Annotated in this window: 18 protein-coding genes, 1 pseudogene and 1 riboswitch; of the genes and pseudogenes, 14 read left to right on the top strand and 5 right to left on the bottom strand. The window is 57.3% G+C overall.

What is annotated here, in order from left to right; translation table 11 throughout:
* Nucleotides 1-98 precede the first annotated feature (98 nt).
* The 4 genes and pseudogenes from ACZRMH_RS19535 to ACZRMH_RS19520 form a co-directional block, all read right to left on the bottom strand.
* Nucleotides 99-923 (bottom strand): annotated as a pseudogene (locus ACZRMH_RS19535) (MFS transporter); the annotation flags it as partial.
* Nucleotides 920-2269, bottom strand: a complete 1350-nt coding sequence (locus tag ACZRMH_RS19530; protein ID WP_464014825.1) for a preATP grasp domain-containing protein — start codon at nucleotides 2267-2269, stop codon at nucleotides 920-922. The gene ACZRMH_RS19530 and the pseudogene ACZRMH_RS19535, both read right to left, overlap by 4 nt.
* Nucleotides 2266-2676 (bottom strand): thioesterase family protein, encoded by a 411-nt coding sequence (locus ACZRMH_RS19525; RefSeq protein WP_464014824.1) that lies wholly within the window; start codon nucleotides 2674-2676, stop codon nucleotides 2266-2268. Before ACZRMH_RS19525 ends, ACZRMH_RS19530 begins: the two co-directional genes overlap by 4 nt.
* Complete coding sequence (locus tag ACZRMH_RS19520) at nucleotides 2669-4003, bottom strand: aminotransferase class III-fold pyridoxal phosphate-dependent enzyme (RefSeq protein WP_464014823.1); 1335 nt, start codon at nucleotides 4001-4003, stop codon at nucleotides 2669-2671. The genes ACZRMH_RS19525 and ACZRMH_RS19520 overlap by 8 nt, the downstream gene beginning before the upstream one ends.
* Before the next feature lie 158 nt (nucleotides 4004-4161).
* A riboswitch (cobalamin riboswitch) is annotated at nucleotides 4162-4404 on the top strand.
* Nucleotides 4405-4483: 79 nt separating this feature from the next.
* Here ACZRMH_RS19520 and cobO point away from each other — a divergent pair.
* The 14 genes from cobO to ACZRMH_RS19450 all read left to right on the top strand — a co-directional run bounded on the left by cobO (nucleotide 4484) and on the right by ACZRMH_RS19450 (nucleotide 15975).
* Nucleotides 4484-5095 (top strand): cob(I)yrinic acid a,c-diamide adenosyltransferase, encoded by a 612-nt coding sequence (cobO, locus tag ACZRMH_RS19515; RefSeq protein ID WP_016779866.1) that lies wholly within the window; start codon nucleotides 4484-4486, stop codon nucleotides 5093-5095.
* Nucleotides 5096-5105: 10 nt separating this feature from the next.
* Nucleotides 5106-6419, top strand: a complete 1314-nt coding sequence (locus ACZRMH_RS19510) for a cobyrinate a,c-diamide synthase (protein WP_464014822.1) — start codon at nucleotides 5106-5108, stop codon at nucleotides 6417-6419.
* A complete protein-coding gene (gene bluB / locus ACZRMH_RS19505; RefSeq protein WP_464014821.1) occupies nucleotides 6416-7066 on the top strand; it encodes a 5,6-dimethylbenzimidazole synthase in 651 nt (216 codons plus the stop codon). Before ACZRMH_RS19510 ends, bluB begins: the two co-directional genes overlap by 4 nt.
* Entirely contained in the window at nucleotides 7063-7971 is a 909-nt protein-coding gene (gene cbiB / locus ACZRMH_RS19500) for an adenosylcobinamide-phosphate synthase CbiB (protein WP_464014820.1), read from the top strand. The genes bluB and cbiB overlap by 4 nt, the downstream gene beginning before the upstream one ends.
* A complete protein-coding gene (cobD, locus tag ACZRMH_RS19495) occupies nucleotides 7964-8956 on the top strand; it encodes a threonine-phosphate decarboxylase CobD (protein WP_464014819.1) in 993 nt (330 codons plus the stop codon). The genes cbiB and cobD overlap by 8 nt, the downstream gene beginning before the upstream one ends.
* Nucleotides 8953-10404, top strand: coding sequence for a cobyric acid synthase (locus ACZRMH_RS19490; RefSeq protein ID WP_464014818.1), 1452 nt, complete (start codon nucleotides 8953-8955; stop codon nucleotides 10402-10404). Before cobD ends, ACZRMH_RS19490 begins: the two co-directional genes overlap by 4 nt.
* Before the next feature lie 121 nt (nucleotides 10405-10525).
* Nucleotides 10526-11047 (top strand): bifunctional adenosylcobinamide kinase/adenosylcobinamide-phosphate guanylyltransferase, encoded by a 522-nt coding sequence (gene cobU, locus ACZRMH_RS19485; RefSeq protein ID WP_464014817.1) that lies wholly within the window; start codon nucleotides 10526-10528, stop codon nucleotides 11045-11047.
* On the top strand, nucleotides 11044-12099 hold the full coding sequence (gene cobT, locus ACZRMH_RS19480) for a nicotinate-nucleotide--dimethylbenzimidazole phosphoribosyltransferase (protein ID WP_464014816.1): 1056 nt from the start codon (nucleotides 11044-11046) through the stop codon (nucleotides 12097-12099). Before cobU ends, cobT begins: the two co-directional genes overlap by 4 nt.
* The gene (gene cobC, locus ACZRMH_RS19475; protein WP_464014815.1) at nucleotides 12096-12674 is read left to right on the top strand and encodes an alpha-ribazole phosphatase family protein; all 579 of its coding nucleotides are present in this window, start codon (nucleotides 12096-12098) and stop codon (nucleotides 12672-12674) included. The genes cobT and cobC overlap by 4 nt, the downstream gene beginning before the upstream one ends.
* Nucleotides 12674-13405: an adenosylcobinamide-GDP ribazoletransferase gene (locus ACZRMH_RS19470; protein ID WP_464014814.1), complete on the top strand. Its 732-nt coding sequence runs from the start codon at nucleotides 12674-12676 to the stop codon at nucleotides 13403-13405. The genes cobC and ACZRMH_RS19470 overlap by 1 nt, the downstream gene beginning before the upstream one ends.
* A gap of 167 nt (nucleotides 13406-13572) precedes the next feature.
* The gene (locus ACZRMH_RS19465) at nucleotides 13573-13986 is read left to right on the top strand and encodes a MarR family winged helix-turn-helix transcriptional regulator (RefSeq protein ID WP_464014813.1); all 414 of its coding nucleotides are present in this window, start codon (nucleotides 13573-13575) and stop codon (nucleotides 13984-13986) included.
* Between the two features lie 52 nt (nucleotides 13987-14038).
* Complete coding sequence (locus ACZRMH_RS19460) at nucleotides 14039-15247, top strand: MFS transporter (RefSeq protein ID WP_464014812.1); 1209 nt, start codon at nucleotides 14039-14041, stop codon at nucleotides 15245-15247.
* Nucleotides 15244-15369 carry a hypothetical protein gene (locus tag ACZRMH_RS19455; protein ID WP_464014828.1) on the top strand — a complete coding sequence of 42 codons (126 nt, stop codon included), beginning with the start codon at nucleotides 15244-15246 and terminating at the stop codon, nucleotides 15367-15369. The genes ACZRMH_RS19460 and ACZRMH_RS19455 overlap by 4 nt, the downstream gene beginning before the upstream one ends.
* Nucleotides 15370-15423: 54 nt before the next feature.
* Entirely contained in the window at nucleotides 15424-15975 is a 552-nt protein-coding gene (locus ACZRMH_RS19450; RefSeq protein WP_464014811.1) for a glutathione peroxidase, read from the top strand.
* An 86-nt stretch (nucleotides 15976-16061) separates the two neighbouring features.
* On the opposite strand, the gene ACZRMH_RS19445 is transcribed toward ACZRMH_RS19450, so the two are convergent.
* Complete coding sequence (locus ACZRMH_RS19445; protein ID WP_464014810.1) at nucleotides 16062-17363, bottom strand: OmpP1/FadL family transporter; 1302 nt, start codon at nucleotides 17361-17363, stop codon at nucleotides 16062-16064.
* Between the last annotated feature and the right edge of the window lie 51 nt (nucleotides 17364-17414).

Raw genomic sequence — 17414 nt, 5'->3', positions numbered from 1 at the left:
CGAAGTCATGGGAGAGGTGATGCAGGAAGCCTTGGCTATGCGGCATGATGCTCCGGCTTCAATTCAATAACCGTGTTGCACTCAGCTCCTGCAACCGCCAGGGCTAAAGGTGAAAAGCCCTTGATTCGACGAAGTAAAAGTAATGTAAGTGAAATGCGGACTAGGCCATTGACTAAATAAATGATGAGTTCATCTCCTTCTGACGATGTTTTTTTGCTGAAAGCCAGTGGTAGAAGTACGTAAAGTTGGCTGAAAAGAAACCACCAAGGAATACATGCAATATTGAAGATCAGAAATTTTTTGTCTGTATAAAAATCGGTCAAAAGACTACCTAGAGATAATTTCGTTTGAATATGTGAGTGTTTGTCGTCGGCAGGGAATGCAAAGCTATTAATGATGGCGAGTGTTAAGAATGCTAAAGCGCTACTTAAAAAAAAGCTCCCGTATCCTTGGTGTGGAATAAAGAAAGCGATCAGAGGGCCTATAATTACTCCAAGATTAAGAGCCTGATTATTTAGATAAAAGGCATCTGAACGTACTTTGTTGACTTTTGCCAAATATCCGTATGTCCCGGATTCATATTGGCTTCCACCTATTCCGATCAGAAAGACTCCTGTGAAAATCAATGCTTCAGAATTATAACCTATCAGGATGAAGCCTAAAAATCTCACAAATAATCCGCTTATAACGAATTTCTTGTGCCCGTATCTATCTGCAAGTGCGCCCGTGAATACCGGTGCGACCCTCGTCGATACTAATAATGTTGTGAGTATAGCGCCCATGGTATAGGGCGTGTATCCCAGATCTTTAGTCAAATACAGGGCTAATAATGGAATGGATATGAATGTTGCGGCGTTGATCAGTGTTTGAGTCGATAATACGAAGTAAAACAGGCTGGTTTGTTGTTCGCGAGATGAAGTCATATGGTGTGATTTTCTATAGAGGATGCCAGCCCTCGGGCTAGGTTTTCGATTCTTAAGGTTTCTTCAGTGTTTTGGCTGGTGAATATAAGTTCCAGCGTTGTGCCGAACTCGTGTTGGTCTGAAGACAGGATCACAACACCTTTTTTTTCAAGGGTGCTAAAGTTGATTTGATTCTCGCTCAATAGATTGAGGTATGCTTCAAGATTTTCTACGATGATCCTGTTGTAGGTTGTGCTCTGATGAGTATTGAGGTAGTTAGGTCCAAGTAACTGTGCGGAAACCGTATGGACATGTGTGCAGCCGCCAGTTCGTCCATTTATTTCAGTGAAAATCACAGTGTCATTTTCTGTTACGATTGCATCAATATTTAAGTGGCCTTTATATCCAAGTGACTTTGCGAGCAATGCCAGTTTTGTAGAATTGTGAATGAGTTCTGCCTGTATTTTAGGTTTTAAATGGCCAGGGATCTCAAAGCCCGACCATAGGGGCTGCATTCTCATGATGCCGTGGTTCAGGTATTCAACTGTTCCGTCATCGCCCAGAAAGTATTCGCTGTAAATGACTGTTGAAGTGTTGTAGTAGACTTCTATAGTGAGCGCTTCATTACCTTTTGTGGCCAATTCCGTACGGATTAGGCTTAGTATGCTCTCCATGGAGTTGTCGGTAAGCGACAAAACTTTACCAGCCCCCTTGAAGTGGGATCTATTGGTTGTGGTGATGACATAGTTTCCATAGCCCCCTGCGTTTTTATCCTGTTTCACAATAACGTTGCCTGTGAAGGCTAGTAAGCGAGTTATCGTTGTATTTAATGCATGAGTATTCTCTATTGTTTCTCCTGTGGCGAAAGGGATGCTAATCCCCGCCGCAAGTTTTCGAAAAATAGCCTTTTGATTCAATATTTCGGCCCCGCCTTCAGCATTAAAAGGCGGTTGCATCAGAGAGAAGTACTTTGCGAGCTCACGACCAAATTGGCCAACAGCGCTGGTAAAATAGTAGGGTAGAATCTGCCAGGTTTGGGTTGGCAGCTCGTACAGAGTTTCTTTTACCTCAGTTAATACGGTTTCTGAAAGTAACAAGTTATTGGTTATAGAAGCTCTTCGTGTGCCTATGTTCGTGGGGACAATGATTTTGATATCCGAGAAGTTAACACCATTTATGCTCTCTATGTATTTTAGAAAGGTATTCGATGGTTCTCTGGGGAGAATGATAACGTCGCCTGTACGTGCGAGCCATAGTAGCCTATTGGATATTATGGATGTTGACTCAAATATGTGCGGCGGGACAGCATTGATGTCTCCTAGCATACTTTCGTTGTCGACATTTGCTACTATGATTTGGCGGTTCATGCTTTCACCTTGTACTGCTTTTCCGTCACCTTCTTTGTTATTCGTGTTTCAAATATTTTACGATCTACGAGAGCTCTTGTGTGCGTGCCCTCTAATACGATATCAGTGCCGTCAGTGGCCTCGACATTAAAGGTGATGCGTTTTGCTTTGACACTTATTACTGTGGCACGAATGTGCAGAATGAATCCAACCGGAGTTGGTGCCAAATGTCGGCTGTTATGGGCCGTTCCAAGAGTCATGTAAGAGCGGGTAGTTACACTGTCCAAAGCTTTAATTGCTGCCAGTTCTGTGAGCCATAGAAGGATGGGGGTAGCCAGTACCGGTACGTCATTTTTCCAGTATGTAGCCAGGTCACTCGGTATCACGGTATGCACGATGACGCCGGACTTACCTATAAGATCAGTCATGAACTGACTCCTTGCCAAGAAAGCTGGGTGCGTTATTAATAATGCTCGTCAATAGAGAGAGCATTTCATTAAAGACCTCTGCTGAGGTGTTGAGTGGCGCAGCGAAAATCAAGGCGTCACCGTATTCGGATGAAGAAAAGCCGCTGCTTGGATACAAATTAAGTCCCATTGAAAAAGCATGCTTAATAAGTTTCTCTGCGACCGACGATGTTTTCGAAAATGCTTTTTTTGTGGCTTTATCTCTGACGATTTCTATTCCCCAGAACATCCCTTTACCGCGTATATCCCCTATCAAGGGAGACGTTGTCATGCAGTGGCGCAATTGTGATTCGATTATCAATTCACGCTTTGCGGATAGCGCCACTAACCCCTCCTGTTCAATGACATCCAGAACGGCATTGGCCACAGCAGAACCAATAGGGTGGCTGGAGTGGGTGTGGCCATAGGAAAAAATACCGGAGCCCGACTCGATGGCCTCTTTAATAGGGTTGCTAACGAGTACGCAGGAAATCGGGAAGTAACCAGCATTCAATCCTTTACCTAAAATACTGATATCGGCCTGAATGTTACCGTGCTCAATGGCCAACCATTTACCTGTTCTGCCTAGTGCAGTGAGCACTTCATCGGCTATAAGCAAAATGTCATGTCGAGTACAGATGTGTCTGATTTTCTCCAGATAACCCGCAGGAGGAACAATGGCCGCTCCCGAGGCGCCCGTAATGGGTTCGATCAGTAGCGCCGCAATATGGTCGCTGCCTATTTCGCCCACTTGGGCTTCCAGGGCATTGGCGCATTCTAGTTGGCAAGTTTCTGGGGTTTTGTCATAGGGGCATCGATAGCAATAAGGCGCAGGAATTGTCGGGCGCTCCGCCGGGCTGCAAACTCCCCGGCGACGGGGCCAGTGGCCGGAAAGAGATAAGGCAACCTTGGTTGAACCGTGATAACTGATGGTTCGGCTTAAAATATGCTTTTTTTTCGCTAGTCCTTTCTCATCCCAATACTGAATAGCCATGCGGCACGCCGCCTCTACAGCCTCTGACCCGCTGTTAACAAAAAAGGCACCGGCATAGCCCAATTTGCTGCAGAGCCTTTGCGCCAATTGTTCTGCTGGGGCAGTGAGAAACTGTGTGCGATAGGCTGCGCTTAATCTGTGTGCCTGCTCAAGCATTTTGCCAATGACATATTGATGACCATAGCCAAGCGAACAGGCAATAGCCCCGGAACATGCATCAAGTATCCGTTTGCCGTCATCGGTGTAAATCACGCTGCCCTCAGCACGACTTGCCATCGGCGACACGCATCGCACATCAGGTTTGATCAGGTGCATGGCTGTAGCCTGTTTTTTATTCTTGGATCTATAAAGTATTCATGCGCTGAGCCCGCCGTAAAATGAGTTTTCCTTGTAGGAGGATTGCTACGAGTCATGGTCATTTCCTGTATGAACAATGACGGGCTTTAATTGACGCTCCACCCCCAACCCTCTAACCTTCGCGGCTTGTTTCAGGTGCTCTGTGGCCATAGGCCGACAGAGTGAAACAGGGAAGCCGGTGAGGGCGTGTTTGACCCACACAACCGCCATGATCCCGGCGCTGCCCCCGCAACGGTAAACAAGTTAATACCACGCCAAGTGCCACTGTGCTTATGTACGGGAAGGCGCGTGGTCAGGGGCTGTCCTTAGGGGCGGAACCGCTTGTGAGCCCGGAGACCGGCCTGATCCATCCAGCATCCTCGCGGCGGGCGATGGTGTGTTGCTTTTTATTGTCCCCCGCCTCCCGTTTGCATCATTGAGCCCCAACGGAGAGCTGCCATGAACGAATCCCCCGAACGCGACGAACGTCATCAGGCGCGCATGCTGCGCAAAAAAGCCGTTATGGACGAGCGCATTGCCAGCTCGCCCAATGAGTGCGGGCTGCTGCTGGTATTGACCGGCAATGGCAAAGGTAAAAGCAGCTCCGCCTTTGGCATGCTGGCGCGGGCCATGGGCCACGGCATGCAGTGTGGCGTGGTGCAATTTATCAAGGGCCGCAACAGCACCGGCGAAGAGATCTTTTTCCGCCGCTTCCCCGAGCAAGTGCGTTACCACGTGATGGGCGAAGGCTTTACCTGGGAAACCCAGGATCGCCAGCGCGATATCGCCGCTGCCGAAGCGGCGTGGGAAGTGTCCCGTGAGATGCTGCGCGACCCGTCCATCGGTCTGGTGGTGCTCGATGAGCTGAATATCGCGCTCAAGCATGGTTACCTCGACCTTGAGCAGGTGCTCGCCGACCTGCAGGCCCGTCCGCCAATGCAGCATGTGCTGGTCACCGGGCGCGGCGCCAAACCTGAACTGATTGATCTGGCCGATACCGTGACTGAAATGGGTGTAGTCAAACACGCGTTCCAGGCCGGGATCAAAGCCCAGAAAGGCATCGAATTGTGAGTGTTGAAGTATGAGAGCGTCACGTCATTGCCCGGCGGTGTTGATCGCCGCACCGGCTTCCGGTCAGGGCAAGACCACTGTTACCGCTGCTTTGGCCCGATTGCATCGCAATCAGGGGCGCAAGGTGCGGGTGTTCAAATGCGGCCCGGACTTTCTTGACCCAATGATCCTCGAGCGCGCCAGCGGTGCGCCGGTGTATCAGGTAGATTTGTGGATGGTGGGCGCCGAGGAAAGTCGTCGCCTGCTGTGGGAGGCCGCAGGTGAAGCGGATCTGATTTTGATCGAGGGCGTGATGGGCCTGTTCGACGGCACACCGTCCAGCGCCGATCTGGCGCGGCATTTTGGTGTTCCGGTACTGGGTGTGATCGATGGCACTGCCATGGCTCAGACCTTTGGTGCGCTGGCCCTGGGCCTGGCGCGCTATCAGCCGGATCTGCCGTTTGCCGGGGTGCTGGCCAATCGGGTCGGTACGGTGCGCCATGCGCAGTTGCTCGAAGGCAGCCTGACCGAAGGTTTGCGCTGGTACGGTGCTTTGTCCCGTGAGACCGGTATCGAGCTGCCAAGCCGTCATCTGGGGTTGGTGCAGGCCAGTGAACTGAACGATCTGGATGCACGTCTCGACGCTGCCGCCGATGCCCTGGCCAGCACCTGTGAGGTAGCGCTGCCACCAGCGGTTGAATTTGCCGCACCTGAGCCGGTTGCGGTTGAGTCGCTGCTGGCCGGGGTGCGGATTGCCGTGGCCAGGGATGAAGCCTTTGCCTTTACCTACGGCGCAAGCCTGGACTTGTTGCGGGCAATGGGTGCAGAGCTGGTGTTTTTCTCGCCAATTCGCGACGCCGTATTGCCCGAGGCTGACAGTCTGTATCTGCCGGGTGGCTACCCTGAGCTGCATCACCTTGAGCTGTCGCGCAATACGTCGATGCTGCAGGCTATTCGGGCCCATCACGCAGATGGCAAACCGCTGCTTGCCGAGTGCGGCGGCATGCTTTACCTGCTCGATGCCCTGACTGATGTCGAAGGCCAGCGTGCCGAGTTGGTGGGGTTGCTGGCAGGTGAGGCGACCATGCAAAAGCGTCTGGCTGCCCTGGCGTTACAAGCGGTGGACATGCCAGAAGGCCTATTGCGCGGTCACACCTACCATCATTCGCTGACCAGCACGGCACTTGAGCCCATCGCCCGTGGCCTGAGCCCCAATGGCGGGCGCGGCGCTGAAGCGGTGTATCGCGAAGGGCGCATGACTGCCTCTTACGTACACTTTTACTTCCCGTCCAACCCTCAGGCCATTGCTGCGCTGTTCGCGCCGTGCGCTGTGAAGGCGCCATGACCGACAACGCATTCAGTCCCGAAGAACGCGCAGCCGTGTACCGCGCCATTGCCGAGCGCCGCGATATGCGCCATTTCAGTGGTGGCAGTGTGGCGCCCGAACTGTTGTCGCGCTTGCTGGAAGCGGCACATCAGGCCCCGAGTGTGGGGCTGATGCAACCGTGGCGGTTTATCCGCATTACCGACCGCCAGTTGCGCGGCAAGATCCAGGGCCTGGTCGAAGACGAGCGGGTACGCACTGCCGAGGCGCTGGGCCAGCGCTCCGATGAGTTCATGACGCTCAAGGTCGAGGGTATCAACGATTGCGCCGAAGTGCTGGTGGCAGCGTTGATGGATGACCGCGAGAAGCATATTTTTGGCCGTCGCACACTTCCGGAAATGGATATGGCGTCGTTGTCCTGTGCCATTCAGAACCTGTGGCTGGCGGCGCGTGTCGAGGGCCTGGGCATGGGCTGGGTATCGTTGTTCGAACCTCAGGCGCTGGCCAATCTGCTGGGTTTGCCGGCAGGTGCCAAGCCGCTGGCGGTGTTGTGCCTGGGGCCGGTGGAGGCTTTTTATCCGGCACCGATGCTGGTGCTGGAAGGGTGGGCGCAAGCGCGCCCGCTGAGTGAATTGGTGTATGAGAATTATTGGGGAGTGAGTCCATGAGTGTGGCGTTGCTGTGCGTCGCCGGGGTGGCGCTGGATGCGTTGCTCGGCGAGCCCAAGCGCTGGCATCCGCTGGTCGCCTTTGGCCGTATGGCCGAGCGTATCGAGCAGCGTTTCAATTCCGCTGGTCGTGGCTGGCGCAGCCATGGCGTGACGGCCTGGGTGCTGGCGGTGCTGCCGCTGACGATCCTGGCCACGGCCCTGTCCTGGCTGCCTTATATCGGCTGGCTGGTGGAAATTGTGGCGCTGTATTGCGCGCTGGGCATGCGCAGCCTCGGTGAACATGTGCAGCCGGTTGCCCAGGCGTTGCGCGGCAATGATCTGGATGAAGCACGGACCCGGGTCGGGTATCTGGTCAGTCGCCAGACCAGCGAGCTGGACTCAACTGAAGTGGCCCGTGCTGCCACCGAGTCGGTGCTGGAAAACGGCAGTGATGCGGTATTCGCCGCGATTTTCTGGTTTATCGTGGCCGGTGCGCCGGGGGTGGTGCTCTATCGTTTGAGCAATACCCTGGACGCCATGTGGGGCTATCGCAACGAGCGCTTCGAGCGTTTCGGCTGGGCGGCGGCCCGTATCGACGATGTTCTTAACTACATACCTGCAAGGTTGGTGGCACTGACCTACGCCGTTCTGGGTAAAACCCGACTGGCTTTGCAGTGCTGGCGCAAGCAGGCGCCGCAGTGGGACAGCCCCAATGCTGGCCCGGTCATGGCTGCCGGTGCCGGTGCCCTGGGTGTGGAGCTGGGTGGCCCGGCGATTTATCACGGTGAACTGCACGAGCGCCCGCAACTGGGCGAAGGCGTGCCAGCAGATGCCGACTCGATTGGTCGCGGCTGGCAGCTGGTGCAGCGTGGCGTGTGGCTGTGGCTGCTGATCCTGTGTGTATGGGGTGAATTCTATGCTTGAACACGGCGGGCGCCTGCGCAAGGCAGCTTTGCACTACGGCATTGCCGAGGCCGACTGGCTGGACTTGTCCACCGGCCTGGCGCCCTGGCCCTTTGCTATTCCAGCGATCCCTGGGCGGGCCTGGGCACGTCTGCCTGAAACTGATGATGGTCTTGAGCAAGCCGCCTGTGCCTATTACGGCGCCTTGAATGTGCTGCCGGTGCCGGGTTCGCAATGCGCCATCCAGTTGCTGCCGCGGCTGCGCCGCAGTGGCAAGGTCGGCGTGCTGTCACCGTGCTATGCCGAGCATGCCCATGCCTGGAGGCACAGCGGCCATATCGTGCGCGAAATCATGGAGCAGGAGGTCGACTTTTACCTCGATACGCTGGACGTGCTGGTGGTGGTCAATCCCAACAACCCTACGGGTTTGCGCCTGTCCCCTGAGCGTTTGCTGGAGTGGCATGCGCGGCTGGTGCAGCGCGGAGGCTGGCTGGTGGTGGACGAAGCCTTTATAGACAACACGCCAGAGCTGAGCCTGGCGGCGCATACCCAGCGCACCGGGCTGATCGTGTTGCGCTCGTTCGGCAAATTCTTTGGTCTGGCCGGGGTGCGCCTGGGCTTTGTACTAGCCGAGCAAAAGCTGCTCAAATTGCTGGCCGAGCAAGTCGGGCCATGGGCCGTCAGCGGGCCGACGCGCATTGTTGGCCGGGCTTGCCTGCTCGACAGCGAAGGCCATGCCGGCCAGCGCGAGCGCAGTGAGCTGGCCAGCGGGCGTCTGGAGCGGTTGCTGGGTTTGCATCAGTTGCCGCCCCACGGGGGCTGCGCACTGTTCCAGTGGTTGATCACGCCCCATGCCGATCGCCTTTACGAATTTATGGCCCATCGCGGCATTTTGCTGCGTCTGTTTGCCCACAACAGCAGCGTGCGTTTTGGCCTGCCTGCCGATGAAGCCGACTGGCTGCGCCTGGAACTGGCGCTGGCGGCGTACACCAAGGAAACCACATGAGTACGTTGATGGTGCAAGGCACCACATCCGACGCTGGCAAAAGCACATTGGTGACCGCCTTGTGCCGCTGGCTGACCCGCCAGGGCGTGGCGGTGGTGCCGTTCAAGCCGCAGAATATGGCGCTCAACAGCGCAGTGACCGCCGAAGGTGGCGAGATCGGTCGCGCCCAGGCCGTGCAGGCCCAGGCGGCCGGGCTGGCGCCGCACACGGACATGAACCCGGTGCTGCTCAAGCCCAATAGCGACACTGGTGCCCAGGTAATCATTCATGGGCGTGCCGTCACCAGCATGAATGCCGTGGCGTATCACGATTACAAGGCCATCGCCATGCAGGCGGTGCTGGCCTCGCACCAGCGTTTGAGTGCGGCGTACCCGGTGGTTATGGTCGAGGGCGCAGGCTCGCCGGCCGAGATCAATCTGCGTGCTGGCGATATTGCCAATATGGGCTTTGCCGAAGCGGTGGATTGCCCGGTGGTATTGATCGCCGATATCAATCGCGGCGGGGTGTTCGCCCATCTGGTCGGTACCCTGGAGTTGCTCTCCGAGACTGAACAGGCGCGGGTCAAGGGCTTTATCATCAACCGTTTTCGCGGTGACATCGCCTTGCTTCAGCCCGGTCTCGACTGGCTGGAACAGCGCACCGGCAAGCCAGTGATTGGCGTGCTGCCCTATGTGATGGACTTGCACCTTGAGGCCGAGGACGGTATCGACCAGCGCCAGACTGACAAGGTTGAGCAGGTGCTCAAGGTGGTGGTGCCGGTATTGCCGCGCATCAGCAACCACACTGACTTCGACCCGCTGCGCCTGCACCCGCAGGTGGATTTGCAATTTGTCGGGCCGGGCCAGCCGATTCCGGCCGCTGACTTGATCATCCTGCCCGGCTCCAAAAGCGTGCGCAGTGATCTGGCATATTTGCGCGCCAATGGCTGGGACGCAGCGATCAGCCGTCATCTGCGTTATGGCGGCAAGGTCCTTGGCATTTGCGGCGGACTGCAGATGCTTGGCGAGCAAGTCCACGACCCGCTGGGCCTGGAAGGCGCAGCAGGTTCCAGTGCCGGGTTGGGCTTGCTGGCGTTCAGCACCGAGCTGGCAGCCGAAAAGCAGTTGCGCAATGTGCGCGGCCATCTGGCTCTGGAAAACGCTGAAGTCATGGGATATGAAATTCATGCTGGCGTGACGACGGGGGCTGCGCTGGAGCAACCCGCAGTGCATCTGGATGACGGACGCTGTGATGGCGCACAAAGCGCGGACGGGCAGATACTCGGCACTTATCTGCATGGCCTGTTCGAGTCGCCTGCGGCTTGCAGTGCATTGCTGCGCTGGGCCGGTTTACAGGATGTGCAGGCCGTGGACTACCACGCCCTGCGCGAGCGGGATATCGAGCGCCTGGCGGACCTGGTGGAAAACCATCTGGATACGGCGTACTTGCGAGAATTGTGCGCAATTTAAGATTTATGTTGTCTGATCCGGCCCCATCGCGGGCAAGCCCGGCTCCCACAAGGGTTGCACTGAACCTGTGGGAGGCGGGCTTGCCCGCGATGGCGTCAGTGGCTGCTAGAGGTTTATCGACATGTTGCAACTGATTTTGGGCGGTGCTCGCTCGGGCAAAAGTCGCCTCGCTGAAAAACTCGCGGCCGAGTCCGGCTGCGCTGTTACCTACATTGCCACCAGCCAGCCGCTGGACGGCGAGATGAATCAGCGTGTGCGCCATCATCGCGAACGCCGCCCGGCACACTGGGCGCTGATTGAAGAGCCGATCGAACTGGCCCGGGTGCTGCGTGAACACGCCCGCGCCGATGCCTGCCTGCTGGTGGATTGCCTGACCCTGTGGCTGACCAATCTGCTGATGCTTGAAGACCCGCAGCGTCTGAATGCCGAGCGCGATGCACTGCTGCAATGCCTGGCTGATTTGCCGGGTGAAATTGTATTTGTCAGCAACGAGACCGGAATGGGTGTCGTGCCGCTGGGCGAATTGACTCGCCGCTATGTCGATGAAGCCGGTTGGTTACATCAAGCCCTGGCCGAGCGCTGTCAGCGAGTGGTGCTGACGGTGGCGGGCCTGCCCCTGACATTGAAAGGAACTGCGCTATGAACACCCCCTGGTGGCTGAACCCCTGCAAGGCCGTTGACCATGACATGCAAAAGGCGGCTGGCGAGCGTCAACAGCAATTGACCAAGCCCGCAGGTTCCCTGGGCCAGCTTGAAGCGTTGGCGGTGCAACTGGCCGGGTTGCAAGGGCGGCTCAAGCCCCGGGTCGACCAATTGTGGATCGCGATTTTCGCTGGCGATCACGGCGTGGTCGCCGAAGGTGTCTCGGCTTACCCGCAGGCGGTTACCGGGCAAATGCTGCACAACTTTGTTAGCGGCGGTGCAGCGATCAGCGTGTTGGCCCGCCAGTTGGGCGCGCAGCTGGATGTGGTGGACCTGGGCACGGTCATGCCGATGCTGGAACTGGCCGGTGTGCGTCACTTGCAGCTGGGCGCAGGCACGGCCAATTTTGCCCAGGGCCCGGCGATGTCCGATAGCCAGGGTTTGAAAGCCCTGCAGGCAGGACGCGACAGTGTGTTGCGGGCGCAGGCGGTGGGCAGCGAGCTGTTTATTGGCGGTGAAATGGGTATCGGCAATACCGCGTCGGCCAGTGCTGTGGCCAGTGCGCTGCTGGATTGCCCGGCCTCGCAGTTGACCGGGCCGGGCACTGGCCTGGATGCCGCCGGGGTCAGCCACAAGGCGCGGGTGATCGATCGGGCACTGGAGCTGCATGCCGGTCACCTCGATGATCCGCTACAAACGCTGTTCCGTCTGGGGGGCTTTGAAATTGCAGCCCTGGCTGGTGCCTATGTGGCCTGTGCCCAGGAAGGCATCGTGGCGGTGGTCGACGGTTTTATCTGCAGCGTGGCGGCCATGGTCGCCGTGCGCTTGAACCCGCAATGTCGTGAGTGGCTGGTGTTCAGTCATCGCGGTGCCGAACTGGGCCATCGCCATGTGCTGCAAAGCCTGGAAGCCGAGCCGTTGCTGGATCTGGGCTTGCGCCTGGGCGAGGGCAGTGGTGCTGCGCTGGCGGTGCCGCTGATGCGTCTGGCCTGTGACCTGCACGGGCAGATGGCGACTTTCGCCGAAGCTGCCGTGGCGGATCGTCCGGCATGACCGTGCAGCTTGATTTGCTGCGCCATGGTGAAACCGAGCTGGGTGGCGGCTTGCGCGGCAGCCTGGATGATGCCTTGACCCCGCTGGGCTGGACGCAAATGCGCGATGCGGTCAAGGGGCGGGGGCCTTGGGATCGCATCGTCAGTTCGCCGCTGCAACGTTGCGCACTGTTTGCCCGGGAGTTGAGTGAGCAGCTCGATCTGCCGGTGTCGTTCGACAAGGACCTGCAAGAGCTGCATTTTGGCGCGTGGGAAGGGCGTAGCGCTGCGGCGCTGATGGACACCGATGAGCAGGCCTTGGGCCTGTTCTGGGCTGATCCCTACGCTTTTACCCCGCCAGAGGGGGAGCCTGTGCTGGCGTTCTCTGCGCGGGTGCTGACTGCCGTCAGCCGTTTGCAGCTACAGTTTGCCGGTGAGCGGGTGCTGGTGGTCTGCCATGGCGGGGTGATGAAGCTGCTGCTGGCGCGGGCTCGCGGATTGCCCCGCGAGCATTTGCTGCAAGTGCCGGTGGTCCACGGTGCGCTGTTTGGTATGCAGGTTGGCGCCGATGGGCAATTGAACGAGGTTGTCGGCTGATGCTGCCGTTCTGGATTGCCCTGCAGTTTTTAAGCAGTTTGCCGATTCGCTTGCCGGGTATGCCCAAGCCCCGGGAACTGGGGCAGTCGTTGCTGTTTTATCCGCTGGTGGGGTTGTTATTCGGTCTGCTGTTGTGGGGCGCAAATGCCCTGCTCGCGGGCGCGCCCTTGATGCTGCACGCGGCCTTGCTGCTGACGTTGTGGGTTTTGCTCAGTGGCGGGCTGCATCTTGACGGCCTGGCCGACAGTGCCGATGCCTGGCTGGGCGGCTTTGGCGATCGCGAACGCACCCTGACCATCATGAAAGACCCGCGCAGCGGGCCGATCGCGGTGGTGACTCTGGTGCTGGTGTTGTTGCTTAAGTTTTGTGCGCTGCTGGCATTGCTCGAACAGCACAATGGCGCTGTATTGCTGATTGTGCCGCTGATCGGACGCAGTGCCTTGCTGGCGGTGTTCCTGACTACGCCTTATGTACGGGCCGGTGGTTTGGGCCAGGCCCTGGCCGACCATCTGCCGCGTAAGGCGGGCTGGTGGGTGTTGGGGCTCAGTGCCCTGAGTTGTGTGCTGTTGGCCGGATCTGCCGGTTTGTGGGCATTGGTGCTGGCGGTTGTGGGCTTTGTCTGGCTGCGTCGGCTGATGATGCGCCGATTGGGCGGCACTACCGGCGATACGGCGGGGGCATTGCTGGAGTTGCTTGAAGTATTGGTGCTGGTGGGTGTGGCGCTGATGTAATGACGGGCCCGGCCCGGCTTTTGTGGGAGCGGGCTTGCTCGCGATGGCATCAGCTCGGTTTAACTGACAGAGCGCGCCGCCTGCATCGCGAGCAAGCCCGCTCCCACAATTAAGGCAGACCTCTTTTATATCTTGATTCTGTTTTATTGCGGGTATATACATACAAAATGTTACCAACTCAGTGTTTATGTACCAATCTGCGGCGTGCGGCACGAGGCGTGAGCAGGCATTACGACGGTGCCCTCGATGGCTTCGGAATCAACGTCGCCCAGTATTCCTTGCTGTGCAATCTCAAGCGTCTTGACCAGCCGAGCATTTCCACTCTGGCACAAGCCATGGGGCTGGATCGCAGTACCTTGGGGCGCAATGTGCGTGTGCTTGAGGGGGCAGGTCTGTTGAAGCTGAGCGAGGGCGCTGACCAGCGTAATCGGCTGGTGTGCCTGACTCCGGCTGGCGAAGAGTGCCTGAAGGCTGCCCTGCCGGCCTGGGAGGCCGCACAGCAGCGTTTGATGGATCGTTTGGGTGAAGCCAAGCGTACACAACTGTTGCAGCTGTTGGATGAGTTGGCGGGTGAAGACTGAAGGTCAGTCATTTGCATATAAATGGGTATATACCCGCATTCGGAGAATAATAATGACAGCGGTGTGGCGAAACAGCGGTTGGGTCCTTCTTGGCAGCGCGCTTATTCTGGCGCTGTCTTTGGGTGTCAGGCATGGATTCGGACTGTTTCTGCCGCCCATGAGTGCGCAGTTTGGCTGGGGGCGTGAGGTGTTTGCGTTTGCCATTGCCCTGCAGAACCTGATCTGGGGCCTGGCCCAGCCCTTTACCGGGGCGCTGGCGGATCGCTTTGGCGCGGCCAAAGTGGTGATCGTTGGCGGCGTGTTATATGCCGTGGGCCTGCTGCTGATGGGGATGTCGGATTCGCCGCTATCGCTGTCGTTGAGTGCCGGGTTGCTGATTGGTATCGGCCTGTCGGGCACCTCGTTCTCGGTGATCCTGGGTGTGGTGGGGCGCGCCTTGCCCGCAGAAAAACGCAGCATGGGCATGGGTATCGCCAGTGCGGCGGGGTCTTTCGGTCAATTCGCCATGTTGCCCGGCACCCTCGGTTTGATTGGCTGGCTCGGCTGGTCGACGGCGCTGCTGGTGCTGGGCGTGCTGGTGGCGTTGATCGTGCCCTTGGTCAGCATGCTCAAGGATCGCCCGATGCCAAGCCTGGGCGGGGAGCAGACCCTCAAGGAAGCTTTGCGTGAGGCTTGCTCGCATTCAGGTTTCTGGCTGCTGGCCTTTGGCTTTTTTGTCTGCGGCTTTCAGGTGGTGTTTATCGGTATCCACCTGCCTGCGTATCTGGTGGACCAGCATTTGCCCGCAACGGTCGGCACCACGGTGCTGGCGCTGATCGGCCTGTTCAATATCTTCGGTACTTATACCGCTGGCTGGCTCGGCGGGCGCATGTCCAAGCCGCGCTTGCTGACGGCGTTGTATCTGGCAAGGGCAGTGGTGATCGTATTGTTCCTGTGGGCGCCGGTGACGCAGTTCAGTGCCTACCTGTTTGGCATGGTCATGGGCTTTTTGTGGCTGTCGACGGTGCCGTTGACCAATGGCACGGTGGCGACCATGTTTGGCGTGCGTAACCTGTCGATGCTGGGCGGTATCGTGTTTCTGTTCCATCAGTTGGGGGCTTTTCTGGGCGGCTGGCTGGGGGGCGTGGTCTATGATCAGACCGGTAGCTACGACTTGATCTGGCAGGTCTCGATATTGTTGAGCCTGTTGGCGGCTGCCTTGAACTGGCCCGTGCGCGAGCGCCCGGTGGCCCGATTGCAGGCACAGGGGAGTATGGGGTGAATCTATCAAGCTTGATCTGGCTGGGAGCGGCCAGTGCCGGTGCCTTGCTGCTGGCCCTTGTCTGGTGGGGCTGGCATCGGGGCGGGCTGGCCTTGATGCAGTTGGGCATGGGCGCTTGCTAGTGTGCTGGCAGGTGAGTAAGTTTTAGACCTGCCTCTTTCTTAAGGACACTGATGATGCTTAAGCGCTGGATTGCGACGCCTGTATTGCTGTTGGCCTGCGCCGGTTCGGTCTGGGCGGCGGATTGCCCGCCCCTGCTGGAGGGCTCGTTGCCCAAGTTGCGCGCCAAGGAATCCATTGATTTGTGCCAGCGCTTTGCCGGTAAACCGCTGTTGATCGTCAATACCGCAAGTTTTTGCGGCTTTGCCCCGCAGTTCAAGGGCCTTGAAGCGTTGAATCAGCGTTATAAGGGCCAGGGGCTGGAACTGATCGGCGTGCCCTCGGATGACTTCAAGCAAGAGGCCAAAGATGGCGAGGAGACGGCCAAGGTGTGTTACGTCAACTATGGCGTGACCTTCACCATGATCGATCCGCAGCATGTGCGCGGGCCTGATGCGACACACCTGTTCAAGGTGCTGGCCGAGCAGAGCAATGCACCGAAATGGAACTTCTATAAGTATGTGGTGGATCGCCAGGGCAATGTGATTGCCAGTTTTTCCAGCCTGACCAAGCCGGATAGCCCGGAACTGATCGAGGCTATTGATAAGGCCATTGCTTCAAAACCCTGAATCGCAGCCATTAAAAATCCCCGCCTCGGTAACGAGAGCGGGGATTTTTTTGATTCAGCAGGCGAGGGGTTTAGCCTCGCGGAGAATCAGAACTTGTAGGTTGCACCTACAGCAAAACCATTAGCGCTGTTTTCGTACTTGGAGCTGTAGTAGCTGCCGAGCGCTGCTTTCTGGTCATCAACCTTGACGGACTCTTCCTTGAGGTAAGAGTAAGCCACGTCAATGCTCAGGTTGTCATTGACGGCATAACCGGCACCCAGGCTGAAAATCGTACGGTCGCCAGTCGGGATACGAGGCGAGCGATCTTCATTGTTGGTAGGCGACTGATCCCAGGTCAGACCGGTACGCAGTACCCACTGCTTGTTCAACTGATAGGAAGTACCGATGGCATAGGCCCAGGTATCGTGCCAGTTCTGGTCTTCCTTGATCGTGGTGAACAGTGCAGGGGCTGCGCCGCCGCCAGCGGCAGCAGTAACGCCTTCGTTATTGACGGTGATGTCTTTCAGGCGGCTCCAGCGAGTCCAGGTAGTACCTGCATAGAGCTTCCACGCATCATTCATTTGTTGAGTCACCGACAGGTCCCAGGATTCGGGGGTGTCGACTTTCAGCGTGGCATCATAGCGGTTGCTTTTCAGGCGGGCGGCAGTGAACGGGTCGCTGCTGGCTGTGACATTGGTGTGGCCTTCGAGCTTGTATTTGACCTTGGAGTGGTAAGTCAAACCAACACGGGTGGTGTCAGTGGCTTGTACCAGGATACCGGCGTTAAAACCAAGCGCCGTATCATCGCCCTTGATTTTTACGTTGCTGTCGCCTGCCCCGGCCAGTGGGTTGGGGGTCAGACGCAGTTCGGACTCAAGCGTACCAGCGATGCGGTTGATGGTCGGACCAAAACCGATCGACACGCGATCATTGAAGGCATAGCTGACGGTAGGTTGCAGGGTGACAACCTTCACTTCGCTTTTGCTGCCAAAGCCACGGCCCTGGAAGCTGCTTTCGTAGTCTGTAACCAGGCCGAACGGTGCATAGACACCGAAGCCTACAGCCCATTGGTCATCGAGCTTATTGGTATAGAAGCCCATAGGCACCGCGGTGAACGGAACCATGTCACCTTTGTTGGTACCCGAGATACTGCCGCGGGCATCCTTGATATCGGTCGAAGCATCGATGACAGCGATACCGCCAGTCACTTGCTGGCCGCTGAGGCGGGACATACCGGCAGGGTTACCAAAAACGGTGCTTGCATCATCGGCAGAAGATGAGCGACCTGCGAAACCGGTCCCCATACCGCTAACGCTTTGTTCGTTAAGTGCGAAGCCGCTGGCGAAAATCTGGCTGGAAGCCAAAGTGACGGCGAGGCCAAGTGTGGTCTTGAGCATTACTTTTTTCATTATTAGAACTCCTTTTGATCACCGAACGGAAACTACCAACATTTTTGTTGA

The organism is Pseudomonas sp. B414 (genome assembly GCF_055408445.1).
The sequence above is the reverse complement of the archived record's forward strand: the minus strand, read 5'-3'. Positions and strand labels throughout refer to the sequence as shown.

Excerpts from the sequence above, each read along its gene's own strand:
- ACZRMH_RS19530 (WP_464014825.1), bottom strand. The coding sequence starts at position 2,269 with ATGAACCGCCAAATCATAGTAGCAAATGTCGACAACGAAAGTATGCTA.
- ACZRMH_RS19525 (WP_464014824.1), bottom strand. The coding sequence starts at position 2,676 with ATGACTGATCTTATAGGTAAGTCCGGCGTCATCGTGCATACCGTGATA.
- ACZRMH_RS19520 (WP_464014823.1), bottom strand. The coding sequence starts at position 4,003 with ATGCACCTGATCAAACCTGATGTGCGATGCGTGTCGCCGATGGCAAGT.
- cobO (WP_016779866.1), top strand. The coding sequence starts at position 4,484 with ATGAACGAATCCCCCGAACGCGACGAACGTCATCAGGCGCGCATGCTG.
- ACZRMH_RS19510 (WP_464014822.1), top strand. The coding sequence starts at position 5,106 with ATGAGAGCGTCACGTCATTGCCCGGCGGTGTTGATCGCCGCACCGGCT.
- bluB (WP_464014821.1), top strand. The coding sequence starts at position 6,416 with ATGACCGACAACGCATTCAGTCCCGAAGAACGCGCAGCCGTGTACCGC.
- cbiB (WP_464014820.1), top strand. The coding sequence starts at position 7,063 with ATGAGTGTGGCGTTGCTGTGCGTCGCCGGGGTGGCGCTGGATGCGTTG.
- cobD (WP_464014819.1), top strand. The coding sequence starts at position 7,964 with ATGCTTGAACACGGCGGGCGCCTGCGCAAGGCAGCTTTGCACTACGGC.
- ACZRMH_RS19490 (WP_464014818.1), top strand. The coding sequence starts at position 8,953 with ATGAGTACGTTGATGGTGCAAGGCACCACATCCGACGCTGGCAAAAGC.
- cobU (WP_464014817.1), top strand. The coding sequence starts at position 10,526 with ATGTTGCAACTGATTTTGGGCGGTGCTCGCTCGGGCAAAAGTCGCCTC.
- cobT (WP_464014816.1), top strand. The coding sequence starts at position 11,044 with ATGAACACCCCCTGGTGGCTGAACCCCTGCAAGGCCGTTGACCATGAC.
- cobC (WP_464014815.1), top strand. The coding sequence starts at position 12,096 with ATGACCGTGCAGCTTGATTTGCTGCGCCATGGTGAAACCGAGCTGGGT.
- ACZRMH_RS19470 (WP_464014814.1), top strand. The coding sequence starts at position 12,674 with ATGCTGCCGTTCTGGATTGCCCTGCAGTTTTTAAGCAGTTTGCCGATT.
- ACZRMH_RS19465 (WP_464014813.1), top strand. The coding sequence starts at position 13,573 with ATGTTACCAACTCAGTGTTTATGTACCAATCTGCGGCGTGCGGCACGA.
- ACZRMH_RS19460 (WP_464014812.1), top strand. The coding sequence starts at position 14,039 with ATGACAGCGGTGTGGCGAAACAGCGGTTGGGTCCTTCTTGGCAGCGCG.
- ACZRMH_RS19450 (WP_464014811.1), top strand. The coding sequence starts at position 15,424 with ATGCTTAAGCGCTGGATTGCGACGCCTGTATTGCTGTTGGCCTGCGCC.
- ACZRMH_RS19445 (WP_464014810.1), bottom strand. The coding sequence starts at position 17,363 with ATGAAAAAAGTAATGCTCAAGACCACACTTGGCCTCGCCGTCACTTTG.